Genomic DNA, 17,618 nt, shown 5'->3' on the forward strand with positions numbered 1-17,618 from the left:
GAGTGAAATCCGTTGGCCCACGCACCACACACCGACGACCATCGAGGCGTGGATCAGCAAACGAGCGACATCGTCGACTACTACACGCAGCGCTACCGCGAGGACCAGCGGCTCACCGCCCGCCCGCAGGCGCGACTGGAGTGGATCCGCACGACGCAGCTCCTGCGGGATCTCCTGCCCGGTCCCGGCGCCCGGGTGCTGGACATCGGTGGGGGCACCGGCGAGTACGCGCGGGCCCTCGTCGCCGCCGGCTACCAGGTCCGCCTCGTCGACCTGGTGCCGAACCACGTCGCGCAGGCCCGCGACGGGCACCCTCCGGTCGAGGCACAGGTGGGCGACGCGCGTGCGCTTCCCGACGCCGACGACGGGTACGACGCCGCGCTGCTGCTGGGCCCGCTCTACCATCTGGTACGCCGCGCCGACCGGCTCCAGGCCCTCCGCGAGGCGGTCCGGGTCACCCGCCCCGGCGGTCTCGTCGTGGCCGCCGTCATCTCCCGCTTCGCCGGCCCGTTGGACTTCGCGGCCACCGGACGACTCGACGAGAGGCTGCTCGACGAAGCCAGGGCGCTGCTGAGCGACGGCGTCAACGACCCGCGGATCGGTTTCACCCACGCCTACTTCCACCGGGTCGAGGAGATCACCGACGAGTGCGCGGCCGCGGGGCTGACCGATGTCGTCGTACACGGGGTGGAGGGCCCGGCCTGGACGGCGGCGGAGGCGGCCGCTAACGGGCCGGCGCACGACGCCGTCTTCGCCGCGGCGCTGGACCTGGCCCGGCTCTACAGCAGCGAGCCGGCGCTGATCAGTGCCAGCGCCCATCTCCTGGCCGTCGGACGCGTCCCAACGCGGTAGCGGGTCAGGTGGTCAGCCGGCGGATGAGTTTGCGCATGCCGGCCTGCCAGCCGTCCGGGTCCACGGCGCGGCGGCGCGCGTAGTCGGCGACCTCGGGGTGCGGCAGGATCAGGAACCGTTCCTCGGCCAGCCCGGCGACGGCCGCGTCGGCGACCTGGTCCGGGGTGAGCACCGCACCGGACGCGGCGACCACCCGGGCGCCCAGGTGACCGTCGGCGAGCCCGTCGGCGAGCATCGGGGTGTCCACCCCCTGCGGGCAGAGCGCGCTGACCCGGATGCCCCGGTCCCGGTAGGTGATGGCCAGCCACTCCGCGAACCCCACCGAGGCGTGCTTCGTCGCTGTGTACGCGGCGTCGCCCACCGCGGTCAGCACACCGGCCGCGGAGCAGGTGTGCAGCAGGTGCCCGCCTCCCCGGGCCAGCATTCCGGGCAGCACCGCGCGGGCCGAGTAGACGTGGGCAAGCACGTTGACCCGCCAGGAGCGGTCCCAACCGGCGTCGTCGACCTCCACTCCCCCGCCGGTGGTCACCCCCGCGTTGGCGCAGAACAGGTCGATCCGGCCGTACCGCTGCTCGGTGTCGGCGACCAGCGAGCGGACCTGCTCCTCGTCGGTGACGTCGAGGGCGCGGGCGTGCGCGACCGGGCCGATGCCCTCGGCCACCGCGCGGGCCGCGTCGGCGTCCAGGTCGGTGACCACCACGGCGGCGGCCCCCTCGGCGGCGAACCGGCGCGACAGCGCCGCGCCGATGCCGCCGGCCCCGCCGGTGACCACCACGATCCGGTCGGTGAGGTTCACGCGGACGCCTCCACGGAGTTGGTGCCCAACCGGGCGATGAGGCTGAGCAGCGCGGTCGCGCCGCCGGCGGTGACCTCGGGGGTGGGCAGCAGCGCGACGATCGGCACGTCCACGCCGTTGTCGGCGTAGCGGCGCACCTCGGCGCGGCACCGCTCCGGTGAGCCGTGCAGCACCAGCGCGTCGACCACCTCGTCGGGCACCGCCGCGCTGGCGCCGCGCCGGTCACCGGCGGCCCAGGCCGCCCACATGGGCGCGAGCGTCTCGTCGCGGCCGAGCCAGCGGTGGAACTCGGCGTACGCCGGGACGGTGAGGTAGCTGGTGATGAGCCGGCGGCCCAGCGCCCGGGCGTACGCGGCGTCCTCGGTGGGGCAGACGAAGATCCGGGCGGCGATCTCGAAGCCGGCGCGGCGCTCTCCCAGCTCGGCGAGGGCGCGCGGCACGTCGTCGGCGCTGAGCCAGTTGAGGATGACCCCGTCGGCTTCCGCACCGGCGAGCCGGAGCATCCCCGGGCGCAGCGCGGCGAGCAGGATCGGTGGCGGCACCGCCGGCGGTCGTTCCAGCGTGAACCGGCGGATGGTGAACGTGTCGTAGGTCTCGTCGACGGTCTCGCCGGCCAGCGCGGCGCGCAGGAAGCGCAGCACGTCGCGGGTGCGGCGGAACGGTTCGTCGAACGGCACCGCGTTCCAGTCCCGTACCAGCACGGGTGAGGACGCGCCGATGCCCAGCGAGAACCGGCCCGGCGCGGCCTCGGCCAGCGCCGCCGCGCTCATCGCCAACAGGCCGGGGCCCCGGGTGAAGACCGGCGTGATCGCGGTGCCGAGCCGCAACCCGGGCTGCCAGGCCGCGGCGAGCGCCAGCGGGGTGAACGCGTCGGTCCCCGCGACCTCGGACGACCAGACGTCGGTGAACCCGGCCCGGTCGAGGGCCGCGTAGGCCGCGTCGTGGTGCGCCAGCGCGATCCCGCCCAGCGGCACCGTCATGCCCCATCGATTCGTCACCGGTCGATCGTGCCCGTTGACGCCGGCCCGAGCAAGATCCCCGGGTTGGGCAGAATCGCCGGTTTCCGGCCGTGCGCCCCGGTGGAAAGTGCTACCACTTCGAGGTGGACCGGACCGACGGCGCAGGCCGCTGACCATGGGTTCCAGGGCAGCGGGACACCTGGAGCCGGTCCCGGCGGCGGCCACGCCCGGCCGGGCGACGTTCCTGGAACTCTTCTTCGATCTGGTGTTCGTTTTCGCGCTCACCCGGATCTCGGCGCGCGCGTTCGAGGATCTGACCCAGGAACCGGGCCGGGAGCACGGCTGGGGGACGGTCACCGGCGGCGGCAAGACACTGCTGTTGCTGCTCGCGCTCTGGGCGGTCTGGCAGGGCACCGCGTGGACGACCAGCCGGTACGACCCGTACCGGGTGCCGCTGCAGACCGTGGTGATCACCGCGTTGGTGTGCAGCATGCTGATGGGGGTCGCGATCCCCCGGGCGTTCAGCGAGACCGCGCTGATGTTCGCGGTGGCATACGTCATCGCACAGGTGACCCGGCCGGTGATCCTGTCGATCGCGCTCGGGCCGCACCCGTACCGCCGGTTGAAGGTGCGCATGGCGGTGATCTTCGCCGTCACCGGGGTGCTCTGGATCGGCGGAGCGATGCTGAGCACCAACGCGCAGGTGCTGCTCTGGGCGGCGGCGCTGGTCATCGAGTACCTGGCCGCCCGCTGCGGCTGGCCGGTGCCCGGCCTGGGTCGTTCGACGATCTCCAAGTGGGAGATCGCCGGGGAACACCTGGCCGAGCGGTACCAGCAGTTCTTCCTCGTCGCGCTGGGCGAGACGATCCTGGTGGCAGGTTTCGCGTACAGCAAGGTGCCGTACGAGATGGGGCACGCCTGGGCGTTCGCGCTGGCGCTGGCCACCTCGATCATGCTGTGGCGCATCTACGTGCAGCGCGCCGGGCGGATCCTGGGCGAGGCGGTGATGAAGGCCCGCCACCCCGCCACCATCGGCCGGTCGGCGGCCGATACCCACCTGCTGATGGTGATCGGTCTCGCTGCCACCGCGATCGGGTACGAGCTGATCATCGACCATCCTCTGGAGCGGATCTCGGGGCCGTGGCTGGCCATGGTGCTCGGTGGGCCGGCCCTGTTCCTGGCCGGCCGGGCCCGCCTGGAGTACGAGGTGTTCGGGCGGATCTCCCCGTCCCGGTGGATCGCCGTCACGGTGCTGGTGGCGTCGTCGGTGCCGCTGCGGTACCTGCCCGGCGTGATCGCGACCGCGTTCGGGGCCCTGGTGCTGGCGGGGGTCGCGGTGGTCGACGCCCGTCGCGCCCACGGCGCTCCACCGGAGGCCGCCACCCCGCCGTTCTGAGCCTCGCGCGTCGATGTCGCGTCGGCGGGGACGGTTACTCTCGGCCGGTGACCTTCTCGCTCGTCGCCCGCTCCGCCGACGGCCGCCTGCACGGCGTGGCCGTCGCCAGCAAGTTCCTCGCCGCCGGGGCGTTGGTGCCGGCCGCCGCCGCCGAGGTGGGCGCGCTGGCCACCCAGGCGCACGTCAACCTCGCCTACCGCCCGCAGGGCCTCACCCTGCTGCGCACCGGGGTGGCCGCCGCCGACGTGGTGGCCGGGCTGATCGCCGCCGACCCCGAGCGGGAGCACCGCCAGCTCGGCGTCGTGGGCGCCACCGGTTCGGGCGCCAGCTGGACGGGGCCGGCCTGCCATCCGTGGGCCGGCGGGCGGACCGGCGACGGCTGGGCCGCACAGGGCAACGTGCTCACCGGCCCGGAGGTCGTCGACGCCCTCGGCGAAGCCTGGCTGGCGGGACCGGCGCTGCCGTTCGCCGAGCGGCTGGTCGCCGCGCTGCGGGCCGGCGACGAGGCCGGCGGCGACCGGCGTGGCCGGCAGAGCGCCGGCCTGCTGGTGGTCGAGCGCGGCGGCGGGTACGGCGGCACCAGCGACGTGGTGGTGGACCTGCGCGTGGACGACCACCTGGACCCGGTCGCCGAGCTGGGTCGCCTGCTCACGGTGCACACCATGCTGTTCGGCCGACCCGACCCGGCCACCCTGCTCGACCTGAGCGGCGCGGTCGCCGCCGAGGTGGCGGCGTTGCTCGGCGCGCTGGGCCATCCGGTGCACGAGGACGGCACGGAAGCGGCGTTGATCTCCTGGGCCGGGTTGGAGAACCTGGAGGAGCGGCTGGTGCCGGGGCGGATCGACCCGGTGGTGCTGACGCACCTGCGCGGTGTCGCCCCGCACGTCCCCGCCCCCCGCGCCGCGAGCTGACTGGTCAGCGCCAGCAGCAAGGGGCCAGCAGCGCCCGAACGGCCGCGATTCCGGTTGACCCGGGGTCAGCGGCCGAAGGCGAGCCAACGGAAGTCGGCGGCGTCGATGGCGGCCCGTTCCGGGGCGGTCAGCCCCGCCCGGCCGGTGGCCTTGCGGATCAGGGTCAGCCGGTCCCAGCTCAACGCGGCCGGTGTCGGTCGTCCGCCGGTGAGCAGCTCGGCGATGACCACGGCCGCCGGTGGGGTGAGCCACGGGGGCCGACCCAGCGCGGCGGCCAGATCCAACCCGTGCACACCCACCTCGACGACCCGGGTCCGCAGGAACTCGCCGAGGCGCATCGCGTCGCCGTGCCGGGTTCGCACCACCCGGTCGGGCGGCGCGGCGGCGACCGCCGCCTCGGTGGCCCGCCAGGCCCGGTCGAACTCGGTCGCCAGCGCCGCCCGGTCCACCTGTAGCGCGTCTTGCCGGCCGCCGGCGATCCGGTCGGCGTCGACCTCGGCGGTGAACTTCGCCGCGCCGAAGTAGCCGGCGGCGTCGACCTCGGCGCGGGGCGGGGCGGGCGCGGCGAGCATGTCGGCCAGCCGGCCGACTCCGGTGCGTACGTGCGCGATCAGCTCCCGGACGGTCCACGGCGGGCAGTCGGTGGGCCGGTCGAGGTCGGCGTCGACCAACTCAGCCAGGATCTCGGTGAGCTGCGCGCACTCGGCGGAGAACGCCACGCGGATGGGGTCCGTCAGGCTGCGGGCACCCAGTCTCTCGATCATCCGACGAGTCTACGAATGCCCGCTCAGCCCTTGACCCTGGGCACCAGCCGGTGCACGACGGTGAGCACCAACGCCATCACCACCGCCATCGTGCCGGCGATCCCGGCGGCGCTGCCCGCGTACCCGACGAACAGGGGGCGGCGGGTCAGCTCTTGCGGCCCGGTGCCGCGCAGGTCGACCAGCCAGAGCAGGGACAGCCCGCAGGCCACCAGGGCGAGCACACCGCCGACCCCGAGCACCAGCGCCGCGACCCGGTGCGCGTCGCCGGGGGCGATCTCGGCCTGCTCCCGCTGGGTGACCAACAGCAGCAGCCCGGCCAACGCCGCCCACACACCCACCACCAGGTACGCGGCGACCGCGTCGCTGGGCCGGTGCCAGCCGGCGGAGAGCGTGGCGACCCCGGCGACGGCGGCATAGGCGGCACCGATGAAGGCACCGGCGGCCCGCACCTTGCGCGGCAGTACGAGCATCAGCGCGACAGCCACCGAGGCGGCCACCGTGGTGTGCCCGCTGGGCAGGCTGTTGCCCACCGCGGCGCGTTCCGGGTCGAGACCGTAGTCGGGCCGGTTCAGCCCGTACTTGAGCAGCTGGGTGGTGACGTTCGCTCCGGCGATCAGCAGGGTCGCGGTGATCGCCAGGGCGATGCGCCCCCGGATCAGCGCGATGAACCCGATCATCGCGGTGGCGGCCAGCAGCGAGACCACCGACATCGCGTTGAGGATCTTATCGACCGGACCGTCGATGGTGTCCTGCCCGATCCGGTTGCCGGTGAGGGCGACAGTGTCCACCCACTGACCGATCTCGAGGTGCACGGCCACCCGCCACACGGCGAGGAAGGCGGCCGCCTGGACGAGGGCCAGTACGACCAACCAGACCGCGGTCCAACCCCGTGCCGTCGCGCGCATCCGCACACCGTAGCGGCAGGTGTCGGCGGTCCGACCGGTGGCCCGCCGCCAATGGCCGGTTAGGTTGTGCCGGAGGCGAGGAGGCGGTGGTGAGCGGAACACCGGAGCGCGACAGTGGCCGGTCCGAGCCCGGTTCGGAGCAGCGTGACGGCGACGACCGGGGGTCGGCAGGGCCGGTGTCGGCGGGCGGCGACACCGGTCCGGCTGGGCCGGTGCGGGCCGAGTCGCTGACGGATCTGCTGGGCGGGCGACGCGGCGCCATCGACGCCACCCTGCCGCCGCTGGCGTTCGCGGCGGGCTGGCTGCTGGGCGGCGAGTCGCTGTGGGGCGGGGTCGGTGCGGCGCTGGCCGTGGGCGCGGTGGTGGCCGGCGTACGGCTGCGTCGGGGTGACCGGCCGCGCTCGGTGCTGATCGGACTGCTGGCCGTCTGCGTCGCGGCGTTGATCGCGGTGCGCACCGGCCGGGCCGAGAACTTCTTTCTGATCCAGGTGCTGTCCAACGCCGCGAGCGCTCTGGCGTGGACGGTCAGCATCGTGGTGCGGTGGCCACTGCTGGGTGTGCTGGTTGGCGCGGTGCTGGGCCAGCGGGCCGGGTGGCGGCGCGACCCGGCGCTGCTGCGCGGGTACGGCCGGGCCAGTTGGGTGTGGACGGCGACGTACCTGCTGCGGCTCGCCGTGTTCGTGCCGCTCTACCTGAGCGGCCAGGTGCTCGCGCTGGTGGTGGCCCGGGTGGCGCTGACCTGGCCGCTGGTCGCCGCGGCGCTGGCGCTGAGCTGGGTGGTGCTGCGGCGCTCGCTGCCGGCCGGGCACCCGGGGCTGCGCCACCCGGTCGCGCCGCCTCGCTGAAACCGGCCCGGGCGCGGCCGGGCTCGGGGCCGAGAAGCGGACGGACTCGAGGCAAAAAAGTGGAGAGGCCGCCACGGGGGGAGCGGCCTCTCCGGTGACGTACGTTACTCCGTCACGGACCTCGGTGTGATCCCGCGACGGCCCGAATTTCTGGGCTTTTTCGCGGCTGGCTCCAGTCCGGGCGGTGGGGTGGGCCAGCCGATCCGCTGCGTCGGCCAGATGGCCGGCCCACCCCGGCCTGACCGTGGGTGTCAGGCCGTCCGCCAGCCCCGGTCCGTCGTTCCCCGGACCCGGGCCGGACCCCGGGGTGGGCGGTCCACGCCACCCACCCCAGGTCGTCTCAGCCGTTCGGGAACAGGCTGCCGTAGTCGGCGTACGCCATCGCGACGTCAGCCTGTGCCCAGAACCGGTGGTAGTTGAAGCTGGGCTCCGCACCGCCGTCCAGGTACGCCTGCACCTTGGGCCAGTCCGGGTCGTTCTTGTAGAAGGACCGGATGTCGAGGAAGCTCTTGCCGGCGGCGATGGTGTCGCCGTTCGGCATCTCCCCGGTCCAGCCCGACGGAACGTAGAGGCCCTGCCCGGTGGACGCGTTGTACACGTCGTCGAAGCGCCGGTAGTCGCCACGCTTCTCGGTGGTGGAGACACCCTTGGCGTCGCTGGCGGCCGACAGCGCGTCGAGCAGGCCCTTGGCGGTGTCCTTCGCCGCCACGTTGCCCGACTTGGCCGCGTACGCGATCAGGATCCGGGCGTAGGCGGCGGTGACACCGACGTCCTGGCCCTTGCTGATGACCTCGACGTGCAGGCCGGTGTTGGGCTGCGGGTTGGACGGGTTCCAGGTGGTCGGCTGGCCGGTCCACGCCATGTCCGACGGGATCGACCAGTTGGTGCCGAGGGTGGTGTTGGCGATCGCCCAGGGCACCCACTTGTCCAGCAGCGCCTTGGCCTTCGCGTTGCCGGTCTGCTGGTACAGCTCGGCGATGCGCTGCATCGACCAGGCCTGCATACCGAACCACTGGTTCGACGGCGGGTCGTTGTAGACCGGGTCGACGTCGTAGAACATGCCGTAGAAGGTGCTGGTGCCGGCCGGCGGCTGGGCGTAGCTACCGTCCCAGCTGTTGGTGGCGCCACCGGCGATGCCGCCCTCGGCGGACTGCAACCAGGTGTAGAACTCCAGCTGCCGCTCGAAGCTCTTGGTCCAGTCGGCGACAGCGGTCGACGACTGCGGCTTGAGCTCCGGGGTGTTGGTCAGCGCCCAGGCCGCGAACGGGTTCTGGTAGCCGAAGTGGTTGTGGCTGGACCCGATCCGCCAGGACCAGTTCTGGCTGGCGTCGTACGCGCCGCCCCAGGCGTAGTACCAGGACAGCAGGTAGTGCGCCGAGTCCTTGCCGCTGCCGGCAGGGCAGGTGCTCGCCCCGACGCAGTTGCCGATCTTCTTGAAGTACTTGTCGAACATCGCGTACCGCAGGTAGTCGCCCATCTTCGCGGCCTTGGCGATGGTGGCCGCGACATCGGCCTGCTTGTTCTGCGCCTTGGACCAGGTCAGCGCCCAGTACGCGGCCTGCACGGCGCGGGCGTCGGCGTCCGGGGCGTTTGTGTACTTCCACTGCTTGGCGGGGGCGCCGGTGTCCTTGACGAACAGGTCGAGGTAGCCGTACTGACCGCCGTGGGCGAAGGTGTCGCAGGAGGGTTGCGGAACGGTCTCCCACACCGACTCCTGGGTGCCCCGCTGGAAGGTGTTGATGTAGGCCGGCTTGGTGGTGCCGTCACCGCAGCGGCCGAAGCCGTAGGTGTTGTCGACGTCCATCAGCCAGTGCATGCCGTAGATGTCGCCGGTGCCGTAGGTGGACTGCAGCTCCGAGCGCAGCGGGTCCTGACCGACCGGGACGTTCGCGTTCAGCGCCGAGGGGTACTGGCTGGGCAGGTTGTACTCCGCGGCGTACTGCGGGGTGCCGGCGGAGCCGGCGGTCGGCTGGTCGGCGTGCGTGGGGATGATGTACTTCTCCATCACCGTCCAGGCGTTGTTGAACGGCGCCCAGTTCTGGGTGACCTTGCCGTAGTAGGCCTCCAGCCACAGCCAGAAGCTGAACGCCTCCGAGGTGGTCTCGTGGCCGTGGTCGGGCGCCTCGACGATCAGCGTCTCCACCGAGTGGTACGGCACGCCCTCGGGGCTGAAGTAGCCCGAGTTCTTGATCTTGCCGTACTGCTCGAGGAACTTAGCGGTGTAGGCGTTGTCGCCGCCGGGGGTGTCGTTGTCGATCTCGGTGGCGGTGACCGCCAGCGAGGCGAGACCGGTGGCGGAGGCGGTGATGGTGGCGGCGCCGCCGGCGGTGTCGGCGTCCTCCGCCGCGGCGACCGTGACGGTGACCCCGGTGTTCCAGTTGCTCGGGGTCAGCGTGGCGGTGGCCGGCGAGACCGTGACATCGGTGTCACCGGTGCGGGTGAGGGTGACCGGCACGTTGGCCGTCGGGGCGGCGCTGAGCTTCAGGTTGAAGGTGGCGGTGCCACCCTCGGTGACGCTCACCGCGGACGGCGTGGCGACCAGCGTCGGGCCGGTGGCGGCGGTGACGGTGAACGACTTCTCGTCGACCCCGATGCCGTTGGCGTTGTCGTACGCCTTGGCCTGGACGGTGTAGCTGCCGGCCGGCAGGTCCTCCTGGGTGTACGCGTACGGAGCGGAGGTGTCGGTGTTGATCAGCAGGCCGTTGCGGTAGAACTCGACCTTGCTGATGGTCCCGTCCGGGTCGCTGGCGGTGGCGGTCAGCGGCACGTCGGCCGGCGCGGTGAACGGCCCGGCCGGCAGGCCGAGGGAGACCGTCGGCGGCTGGTTGGCCGGGGTGCCGTTGCAGGGGGTGCCGTTGACCGTGAACGAGGTGGGCTTCGGGTTGCTGCCCGAGTGGGTGCCGTTGAAGCCGATGGTGGTGGAGGCCCCGGTGGCAAGGTTGCCGTTGTACGACTCGTTGGTCGCGGTGACCTCGCTGCCGGACTGGCTGAATTTGGCCGACCAGCCCTGGGTGACCCGCTGACCGCTGGTCGGGAAGGTCCACTTGAGCGTCCAGTTGCTCACCGGGTCGCCCAGGTTCTTGATGGTGACGTTCGCGGTGAAGCCGGTGTTCCAGTCGTTGGTCGCGTAGACCACGTCGCAGGCGGGTGCGGCCTGTGCGGCGCCGGCAGGCAGGGTCACCCCGCCGATGGCGAGCAGCGCGGCGGCGGCGAGCGCCACGCGGCGGCGTATTGCCAGTTGTCTCATGTGCGCGGTGTCTCCTCGGACCAGGCCGGGATGGTTCCCCGGCGAGGCGCCTGCCCGCGAGGGTGGTGGTCCGCGGGGATGTCGAGGCGCCGGGAAGGTGGTCTTCCCCGGGCCCGGCCGGGGTAGGGCGGTGCGGCCCGCACGGGAGGGGGTCCCGCCGGCTGCGCTCGGGTGACCGTGACCGGAGCTGGTGCTGCCGGTTGCCCTCGGTGGACCCGCACTCACGCGATGTGGCTCCTGTCGCGTCGAATCGACAGTGTGCCATGGAAGCGCTCCCACAACAAGCGCGCGGAGCGCCGGATCAGCTCCTTGTTTCGATCTCGTTTTGGGTCTTTCACAAAGGCGTGACGGGGGTTACAGTCGCAACATCGGTCGATGGGAGCGCTTCCATCGACAAGGTTCCAACAAGAAGATCGCTGGGGTCGTCTCTGACGAGCCCAGGGAACCAGAACCGAGGGCCGACGACGGGCCAGCCCGGACGCCGTCGTCGGCCATCGTCCCGCCACAGGGAGGGAGGTGGAACCAGAGCCACTCGCGTGGCCCGGCTCCCGCGCGACACGCACGGCAGGACCCAAATTCCGCCCGTGTGTGTGCAGTTACGGTGGGGACGGGGGTTGCCCTCCCCCGTCCCCACACTAAACCCCCGTACACGATAGGAAAAGAGGCCGACGGGACAGGCGCGCCGCGCCGCCCGGACGGCCTCGTTCGCTGCTCGGGGCCACACACCCGCCTCCCATCCGCCAGCGCCGGCCGTCCTGACGGCCGGCTGACCGGCCGGCAGCGTCTGCCCTATCATGGGAGCGCTCCCGAATCTTTCGGCGGTGGCCCCGTATCCATGAGGAGAATCCATGTCGATACCTATTGGGCCCGCCGGCCCGCTGCGTTTCCCGGACAACTTCGGCTGGGGCGCGGCCACCTCCGCGTACCAGATCGAGGGCGCCACCAAGGAGGACGGGCGCGGCGAGTCGGTCTGGGACACCTTCAGCCGCGTCCCAGGGCGCACCCGCAACGGCGACACCGGCGACGTGGCCATCGACCACTACCACCGCTACGCCGAGGACCTCGACCTCATGCGCGACCTCGGGTTGCGCAGCTACCGCTTCTCCATCTCCTGGCCCCGGATCCAGCCCGACGGCACCGGCACGCCCAACCAACGCGGCCTCGACTTCTACCGCCGAATCCTCGACGGCCTGCACGAGCGCGGAATCACCCCGATGGCCACCCTGTTCCACTGGGACCTCCCGCAGGCGCTCCAGGACGCCGGCGGCTGGGAGTCACGCGACACCGCCCACCGCTTCGCGGACTACGCCGACGTGGTCTTCCGCGCCCTCGGCGACCGGGTGCCGGCCTGGCTCACCATCAACGAACCCAAGACCGTGGTGCAGAACGGCTATCTCACCGGCCACCACGCCCCCGGCCGACAGGACCCGGACGCCGCCTACCTGGTCGCCCACCACCTGCAACTCGCCCACGGCTTCGCCGTCGCCGCGCTGCGCGCCACCGGCAGCGACAGCCGCATCGGCCCCGCGCTCAACCTGCACCCCTGCTACCCCGCCGACGACTCCCCGCGGGCTGCCGCGGCCGCCCACCTCTACGACGCCTACGAGAACCGCCTCTACCTCGACTCCCTGCTCAAGGGCAGCTACCCCGAGGACCTGCTGGCCGACCTGGGCCCGCAGAGCCGGATGGTCCAGGGCATCCGCGACGGCGACCTGAAGATCATCTCCGCGCCGATCGACCTGCTGGCCGTGCAGTACTACACCCCCATCTACGTCACCGGCGACGGCGGCACCGCACACCGCTGGGCGACCTCCGAGGCCGAATGGCAGCAGATCTACCCCGAGGGGATGTACGACCTGCTGACCCGGATCACCCGCGAATACGGCCCGATCCCGCTCACCATCACCGAGAACGGGCTGCCCACACCGGACACCCTGGGCGCGGACGACACCGTCCAGGACAGCGGGCGGATCAGCTTCCTGCGCGACCACCTCACCGCCGCGCACCGGGCCATCGCCGACGGGGTGCCGCTGGAGAGCTTCCACGTCTGGTCACTGCTGGACAACTTCGAGTGGGACCAGGGCTACGACCAGCGCTGGGGCCTGGTCTACGTCGACTACACCACCCAGCGACGGGTGCTCAAGAACTCCGCCACCTGGTACCGCTCCGTCATCGCCGACGGCGGCTTCTGACCGCGCCGCCACCCGGACGGCCGGGCCCGGACGGCTCGGCTCGGGTGAGCCGGTGACCGTCCGGGCCTCGGCCGGCTCACACTCAGCGGGGCAGCGCCTGCTGCAACTCCGCCCGCAGGGCCGGGGTGAGCATCTCCCCCGCCTGCTTGGCCAGCCGGGCCATCTCGTAGCCCACCACACCGATGTCCGCGTCACCGGCGGCCAGCGTGGCCAGAATCGAACCGTCGCGGATCTGCATCACCAGGAAGTAGCCACGGCCCATCTCGACCACCGTCTGCTTGACGACATCGCCGTCGAACATCGAGGCCGCGCCCGCGGTGATACTCATCAGCCCGGAGGTCACCGCGGCGAGCTTGTCCGCGTTGTCACGCGGCAGGTGATCGGAGATCGCCACCAGCAGCCCGTCGGAGGAGACCACCACCGCGTGCGCCACACCGGGCACCCGATCCGCGAACGCGCTCACCAGCCAGCTCAGGTCACGCGCCTCCTGGCTCAACGTCGTCACTGTCGTCGTCCCCCTTCGTCGTGCCCCCCGGACGGTGGCACGGGTATCTCGGTGGTGTCCTCAGCCTCGGCGCGCCGTACTCCGCTGTAGAGCCGCGAGAGCATGCCGCCGACCGCCTCCGGGTCCGGGTCGGTGCGGGTCGGTGCCGTCATCGGTTGTGCCGAACGGGTGACCGCGCTCAACTGCGCCATGGGCACCCGCACCGGCAATCCCCGCTCATTGGTGCCGGCGGTCACCGGGATCGTCGGCGGCGCCGCCGCAGCGGGCACCACCGGCGCGGATGGGCCCTGCCGCGAATACCAGCCCCCGCCGGCACCGCGCGCAGCGGCAGGGGTCAACACGTCCTCGGCGCGTACCGGCACCGGGCGGCCCTGACGCGGCACGCCGACACCCGGCGGGCGGCCGGCCACCGGCAGGTCCCGCACCGCGCCGTTCAGCATCGGGGCAGCGGCCTGCCGGGCGGCCCCGGACTGCGGAACCAGCCCTCGCGCCGCGCTCGCCGCCAGCATCCGCGCCGACGGGGGCGAATCCAGCTCCACACTGCCCGCCGGAGCCAGCAACACCTCGGGCAGGGCGAGCCGGGCGACCAGGCCGTCCTCGCCGCCCTCCAACCGCACGCGGACACGCAAACGGGCCGCCAGGTGACTGACCACGAAGAGCCCCATCCGCTCCACCGCCGCGACGTCTGCGGCCGGAGGGCTGGCCAGCACCTCGTTCGCCTGCACCAACGCGGCCGGGCTCATACCCAGACCCCGGTCGACGATCTCGATCAGCGCAGCCCCCGCCTCGACCCGGGCGGTCACCACCACGACGGTATCCGGGCGGGAGAAGGCAGTGGCGTTCTCCAGCAGCTCGGCCAGCAGGTGCACCAACTCGCCGACCGCGTGCCCGACCACGTGCACATCGGCCACCGACTCGATCCGGACCCGCTGGTACTGCTCGATCTCCGCGGCGGCGGCCAGCAGCACCGCACCCAGCCCGACCGGCCGGTTCCACCGGCGGGTCGAGTCGGTGCCGGCGAGCACCAGCAGGCTCTCGTCGTTACGGCGCATCCGGGCGGCCAGGTGATCGAGCTTGAACAGGTTCTCCAGCTGGTCCGGGTCGCTCTCCTCGCGCTCCAGGTCGTCCAACAGCTCCAGCTGACGCTCCACCAGCACCTGGCTACGGCGGGCCAGGTTGACGAACATCGCGTTGACGTTGCGCCGCATCAGCGCCTGCTCGACGGCGACCGTGACCGCGCTGCGGTGCACCGCCACGAACGCCTCGGCCAGCTCGCCGATCTCGTCGAGTGAGCGGACCACCGCCGGCGCGACGTCGATGCGCGGCACCCCACCGGTGACGGTCTTCAGCCGGTCCAGGGCGTCCGGCAACTCGACCTGGGCGATCCGCAGCGCCTGGCTGCGCAGCATCCGCATCGACCGGGCGACCGACCGCCCGATGAGCAACGAGATCAGCAGGGCGGCCAGCAGGACCGTGACCACCCCGCCGACGACCAGCAGGGTCGTGCGCAGCTGATCGTCGCTGGCCTCCTCGGCCTGCCGCACGGCGTCGTCGAGCACACCCGCCTCAAGCTGACGCAGCAGCTCCTGGCGCTGCTGGCTGGCCGACCACCACTGCTCCGACGGCAGCACCTGCGGCGACGCGCCGCCGGAGGACAGGCTGCGCTCCTCCAACCCGGTGGCGACCAGGAAATTCGGCGACACCGAGGTCTCGTCGTAGCGGCGGATCTGCTCACTGGTCGCGGCCACCCGGAACGCGCCGAGCGCGGTGAGTTGCTGACCGCGCAGGTCGGCGAGGATCACCCGGTCCTCGGTGCCGTACGCACCGACGCGGGCGGCCGCGTAGAGCTGGGCCCGCACCCGGGAGGAGAGCTCCTTGACCCGGGCCAACTGGACGTAGCGCAGCACCGCGTCGTTCAACGCCGGCTGGTTCTGCCCCGGCGTCGGTTCGGCGAGCAGGTCGAGCAACGCCCCGACGGCCCGGTGGTAGTTGCTCAGGATGGTCTCGGTACTGAGCACCGCCGGCGGAATCGCCGAGCGGATGTCGACCACCTGGTCGTACGCCTCCAGCGCCTCGGAGAAGGCCACCCGCCAGGACGCGTCCGCGTCCGCCAGCGGCTCGGCGGCCCGGCTGAGGTCCACGATGGCCTTGTCGGTGGCCGCCTGCAACGGCTTCAGGTCGTTCGCGGCGGACTGCCGGTCACCACCCTTACGCAGCTCACCCAGCTCCCCCGCCGAGCGGTCACGCTCCTGCTGGAGCTGGTGCACCGCCGCGGTGATCTGCCGGCCGATGCCGACCTGACTGGAGAAGTCGTTCAACGCCGTCGTCCGCCCCACCAGGGTGCTGGTCTGCACCCCGGCGAGCAGGAGGAACGCCATCGACGGCACCAGCAGCACGGTGGCGAGCTTCGTGCTCATCCGCCAGTCGCGCAGCCGGAACGGCGACCGCCGTCGATGCGGAACGACTCGGACGTCGAAGCGGCGTCGGCGATGGTTCGACACCGCACCGTTCGCCGGGTCGGGACCTGCCGCCACCCTGCCTCCTCCGTCCTACCGCGTCCACCGCGGTCGGGGGAGCGCAGTCCATCCAACCAGGCTCGGTACCGCTGTCAACGGCCCGGGCGAGGCCGAGGTTCAGGAAGGATACTGCGGGTGGGAACGTCCTGCCGTGGTCGGTAAAACCAGCTCGTCCGTCCGGCCGATGTCGGCGAGCTCGATCGCGTCACCGAAGCGCCCCAGCGCCACCAACGCGGCACCGGTGGCACCGATCTCCGGGTTGCGTTGATGCGACACCGGCCGCGGTGCGAGCGCGGTCGCGAAGGCCTGCCGCCACCACACCGAGGCGGCCACCGCGCCACCGCCCAGCACCACGCCGACCGGTTTGTCGATGGTGGACTCCAGCACCCCGAGATCCTCGGCGACCAGCTCACACAACCCCTGCATCAGCCCGGCCAGGATGTCGACCGAGGTGGTGCTGAAGCTGAGACCGCGCAGCTCACCGCTGCCCGCCGGCGCCAGCCCGGGCGCCCGATCGCCACCGAAGCGGGGATCCGCCGGCCGGCCACCACCCGGGGGCACCAGCGCCAGCGCCGCGTCCAGCTCAGCGCCCCGAGGCAACCGCAGCTCCCGGTCCGCCCAGGCGAAGAGGTTGCCGCCGTTGGCGTACGCGGCCCCGGTCACCACGTGGTCGTGGTCGACGCGGTACCGCCACAACCGTTCGGGCAGGCGCGGCATCGGTTCGCCGGCCGGGATCCGCTGCATCAGCCGTACGGCCGCGGAGGTGCCCACGGTTACCGCGGCCCGGCTCGGGTCGACGCAGCCCGAGCCGACGTTCGACGCCCCTCCGTCGCCCACCGGCGGTGACCACCGGGCCTGCGCCAACTGCGGCCACCGACGGGCCAGGTCGACCCGGAGCCGGCCGTGCCAGTCCAGCTCGCCCAGCGGCGGCAGCTCCTCCGGTCGCGCCTCGGCCAGCGTCAGCGCCTCCTCGTCCCAGCGCAGGGTCCGCAGGTCCAGCAGACCGGTCCCGGAGGCCTGGGAGATCGACATGGGCGCCGAGTCGAGCAGCTCGCCCAGCACGTACTCGGGCAGACCCACGAACCGGGCGATCGGGGTGCCTGACTGCTCGCGCAACCAGGGCAACCGCATCGACCAGTACGAACGGTGCCACCAGCAGCCGGTGCGCTGGTGGAAGCCGTCCGGGTCGGCCGGCCCGGACGTGCGGCCGACGGGGGCGGGTCGGGTGTCCAGCCAGGTGACCACCGGGCCCAAAGGTGCGCCGTCGCGGTCCAGCGGGAGCACGGAGTGCCACTGGGCGGAGACCGCCACCAGGCCGACGTCGTGCAGGTGCCCCGACTCGGCCAGCTCGTCCAGGCACTCGACGAGGCTCGCCAGATAGTCCCGACCGGACAGCGTGCCGGTGCCGTCCTCGCCCATGGCAAGGGCGACCTTGCGGCGGGCCAGAGCGCCGGGCAGCGGCTGGGTGTCCGCGTCCAGCACCAGCCCGCGTACCGAGGAGGTGCCCAGGTCGAGCGCGAGAATGTTCATCGCCGGTCAAGTTACCCCGTGCCAGCCGGCCGACGGGCGCGTAGGGTGGATCACATGCTCGCGCAGTTGACCAGTTGGTGGCCCGCCGACCCGGCGGCCATCTCCCGCGCGTAGCTCCATCCACGCGGCCGCCATCGAGGCGGTCGCCGGATCTCCCGGCCGGAGGGCCGCCCGACGGCGGCACCCAGCCCGACGGAGAC

General features: G+C 72.5%; 13 protein-coding genes. 5 read left to right on the forward strand and 8 right to left on the reverse strand.

Annotated elements, in window-relative coordinates; all coding sequences use genetic code 11:
* Positions 1-48 precede the first annotated feature (48 nt).
* A complete protein-coding gene (locus tag ACQRWP_RS17360) occupies positions 49-852 on the forward strand; it encodes a class I SAM-dependent methyltransferase (RefSeq protein WP_430496097.1) in 804 nt (267 codons plus the stop codon).
* Between the two features lie 4 nt (positions 853-856).
* On the opposite strand, the gene ACQRWP_RS17365 is transcribed toward ACQRWP_RS17360, so the two are convergent.
* Entirely contained in the window at positions 857-1,648 is a 792-nt protein-coding gene (locus ACQRWP_RS17365; RefSeq protein WP_430496099.1) for an SDR family oxidoreductase, read from the reverse strand.
* A complete protein-coding gene (locus ACQRWP_RS17370; protein ID WP_430503212.1) occupies positions 1,645-2,628 on the reverse strand; it encodes an LLM class F420-dependent oxidoreductase in 984 nt (327 codons plus the stop codon). The genes ACQRWP_RS17365 and ACQRWP_RS17370 overlap by 4 nt, the downstream gene beginning before the upstream one ends.
* Before the next feature lie 154 nt (positions 2,629-2,782).
* On the opposite strand from ACQRWP_RS17370, the gene ACQRWP_RS17375 reads away from it, so the two are divergent.
* Complete coding sequence (locus ACQRWP_RS17375; protein ID WP_430496101.1) at positions 2,783-4,003, forward strand: low temperature requirement protein A; 1,221 nt, start codon at positions 2,783-2,785, stop codon at positions 4,001-4,003.
* Between the two features lie 47 nt (positions 4,004-4,050).
* Positions 4,051-4,914: a DUF1028 domain-containing protein gene (locus ACQRWP_RS17380; RefSeq protein ID WP_430496103.1), complete on the forward strand. Its 864-nt coding sequence runs from the start codon at positions 4,051-4,053 to the stop codon at positions 4,912-4,914.
* 65 nt (positions 4,915-4,979) lie between these two features.
* On the opposite strand, the gene ACQRWP_RS17385 is transcribed toward ACQRWP_RS17380, so the two are convergent.
* The gene (locus ACQRWP_RS17385; RefSeq protein ID WP_430496105.1) at positions 4,980-5,678 is read right to left on the reverse strand and encodes a maleylpyruvate isomerase N-terminal domain-containing protein; all 699 of its coding nucleotides are present in this window, start codon (positions 5,676-5,678) and stop codon (positions 4,980-4,982) included.
* 23 nt (positions 5,679-5,701) lie between these two features.
* The gene (locus ACQRWP_RS17390; protein ID WP_430496107.1) at positions 5,702-6,589 is read right to left on the reverse strand and encodes a phosphatase PAP2 family protein; all 888 of its coding nucleotides are present in this window, start codon (positions 6,587-6,589) and stop codon (positions 5,702-5,704) included.
* Positions 6,590-6,795: 206 nt separating this feature from the next.
* Here ACQRWP_RS17390 and ACQRWP_RS17395 point away from each other — a divergent pair, with 206 nt between their 5' ends.
* Positions 6,796-7,428, forward strand: coding sequence for a DUF3159 domain-containing protein (locus tag ACQRWP_RS17395; protein WP_430503213.1), 633 nt, complete (start codon positions 6,796-6,798; stop codon positions 7,426-7,428).
* A gap of 340 nt (positions 7,429-7,768) precedes the next feature.
* On the opposite strand, the gene ACQRWP_RS17400 is transcribed toward ACQRWP_RS17395, so the two are convergent.
* A complete protein-coding gene (locus ACQRWP_RS17400) occupies positions 7,769-10,675 on the reverse strand; it encodes a glycoside hydrolase family 48 protein (protein ID WP_430496109.1) in 2,907 nt (968 codons plus the stop codon).
* Between the two features lie 848 nt (positions 10,676-11,523).
* Between ACQRWP_RS17400 and ACQRWP_RS17405 the strand changes: the two genes are divergently transcribed.
* Positions 11,524-12,867: a GH1 family beta-glucosidase gene (locus ACQRWP_RS17405; protein ID WP_430496110.1), complete on the forward strand. Its 1,344-nt coding sequence runs from the start codon at positions 11,524-11,526 to the stop codon at positions 12,865-12,867.
* 82 nt (positions 12,868-12,949) lie between these two features.
* Here ACQRWP_RS17405 and ACQRWP_RS17410 read toward each other — a convergent pair whose 3' ends face one another.
* From ACQRWP_RS17410 to ACQRWP_RS17420, 3 genes are all read right to left on the reverse strand, one after another.
* On the reverse strand, positions 12,950-13,372 hold the full coding sequence (locus tag ACQRWP_RS17410) for a roadblock/LC7 domain-containing protein (protein ID WP_430496112.1): 423 nt from the start codon (positions 13,370-13,372) through the stop codon (positions 12,950-12,952).
* On the reverse strand, positions 13,369-15,906 hold the full coding sequence (locus ACQRWP_RS17415; protein ID WP_430496114.1) for a nitrate- and nitrite sensing domain-containing protein: 2,538 nt from the start codon (positions 15,904-15,906) through the stop codon (positions 13,369-13,371). Before ACQRWP_RS17415 ends, ACQRWP_RS17410 begins: the two co-directional genes overlap by 4 nt.
* A 99-nt stretch (positions 15,907-16,005) precedes the next feature.
* Positions 16,006-17,418 carry an FGGY family carbohydrate kinase gene (locus tag ACQRWP_RS17420; protein ID WP_430496116.1) on the reverse strand — a complete coding sequence of 471 codons (1,413 nt, stop codon included), beginning with the start codon at positions 17,416-17,418 and terminating at the stop codon, positions 16,006-16,008.
* Positions 17,419-17,618 lie beyond the last annotated feature (200 nt).

Source organism: Micromonospora trifolii, assembly GCF_050516465.1.
Classification (GTDB): Bacteria; Actinomycetota; Actinomycetes; order Mycobacteriales; family Micromonosporaceae; genus Micromonospora; species Micromonospora trifolii.

What these genes read in the sequence shown, in the direction of transcription:
- ACQRWP_RS17375 (WP_430496101.1), top strand. Translation starts at nt 2,783, where the DNA reads ATGGGTTCCAGGGCAGCGGGACACCTGGAGCCGGTCCCGGCGGCGGCC.
- ACQRWP_RS17400 (WP_430496109.1), bottom strand. Translation starts at nt 10,675, where the DNA reads ATGAGACAACTGGCAATACGCCGCCGCGTGGCGCTCGCCGCCGCCGCG.
- ACQRWP_RS17405 (WP_430496110.1), top strand. Translation starts at nt 11,524, where the DNA reads ATGTCGATACCTATTGGGCCCGCCGGCCCGCTGCGTTTCCCGGACAAC.
- ACQRWP_RS17370 (WP_430503212.1), bottom strand. Translation starts at nt 2,628, where the DNA reads ATGACGGTGCCGCTGGGCGGGATCGCGCTGGCGCACCACGACGCGGCC.
- ACQRWP_RS17385 (WP_430496105.1), bottom strand. Translation starts at nt 5,678, where the DNA reads ATGATCGAGAGACTGGGTGCCCGCAGCCTGACGGACCCCATCCGCGTG.
- ACQRWP_RS17420 (WP_430496116.1), bottom strand. Translation starts at nt 17,418, where the DNA reads ATGAACATTCTCGCGCTCGACCTGGGCACCTCCTCGGTACGCGGGCTG.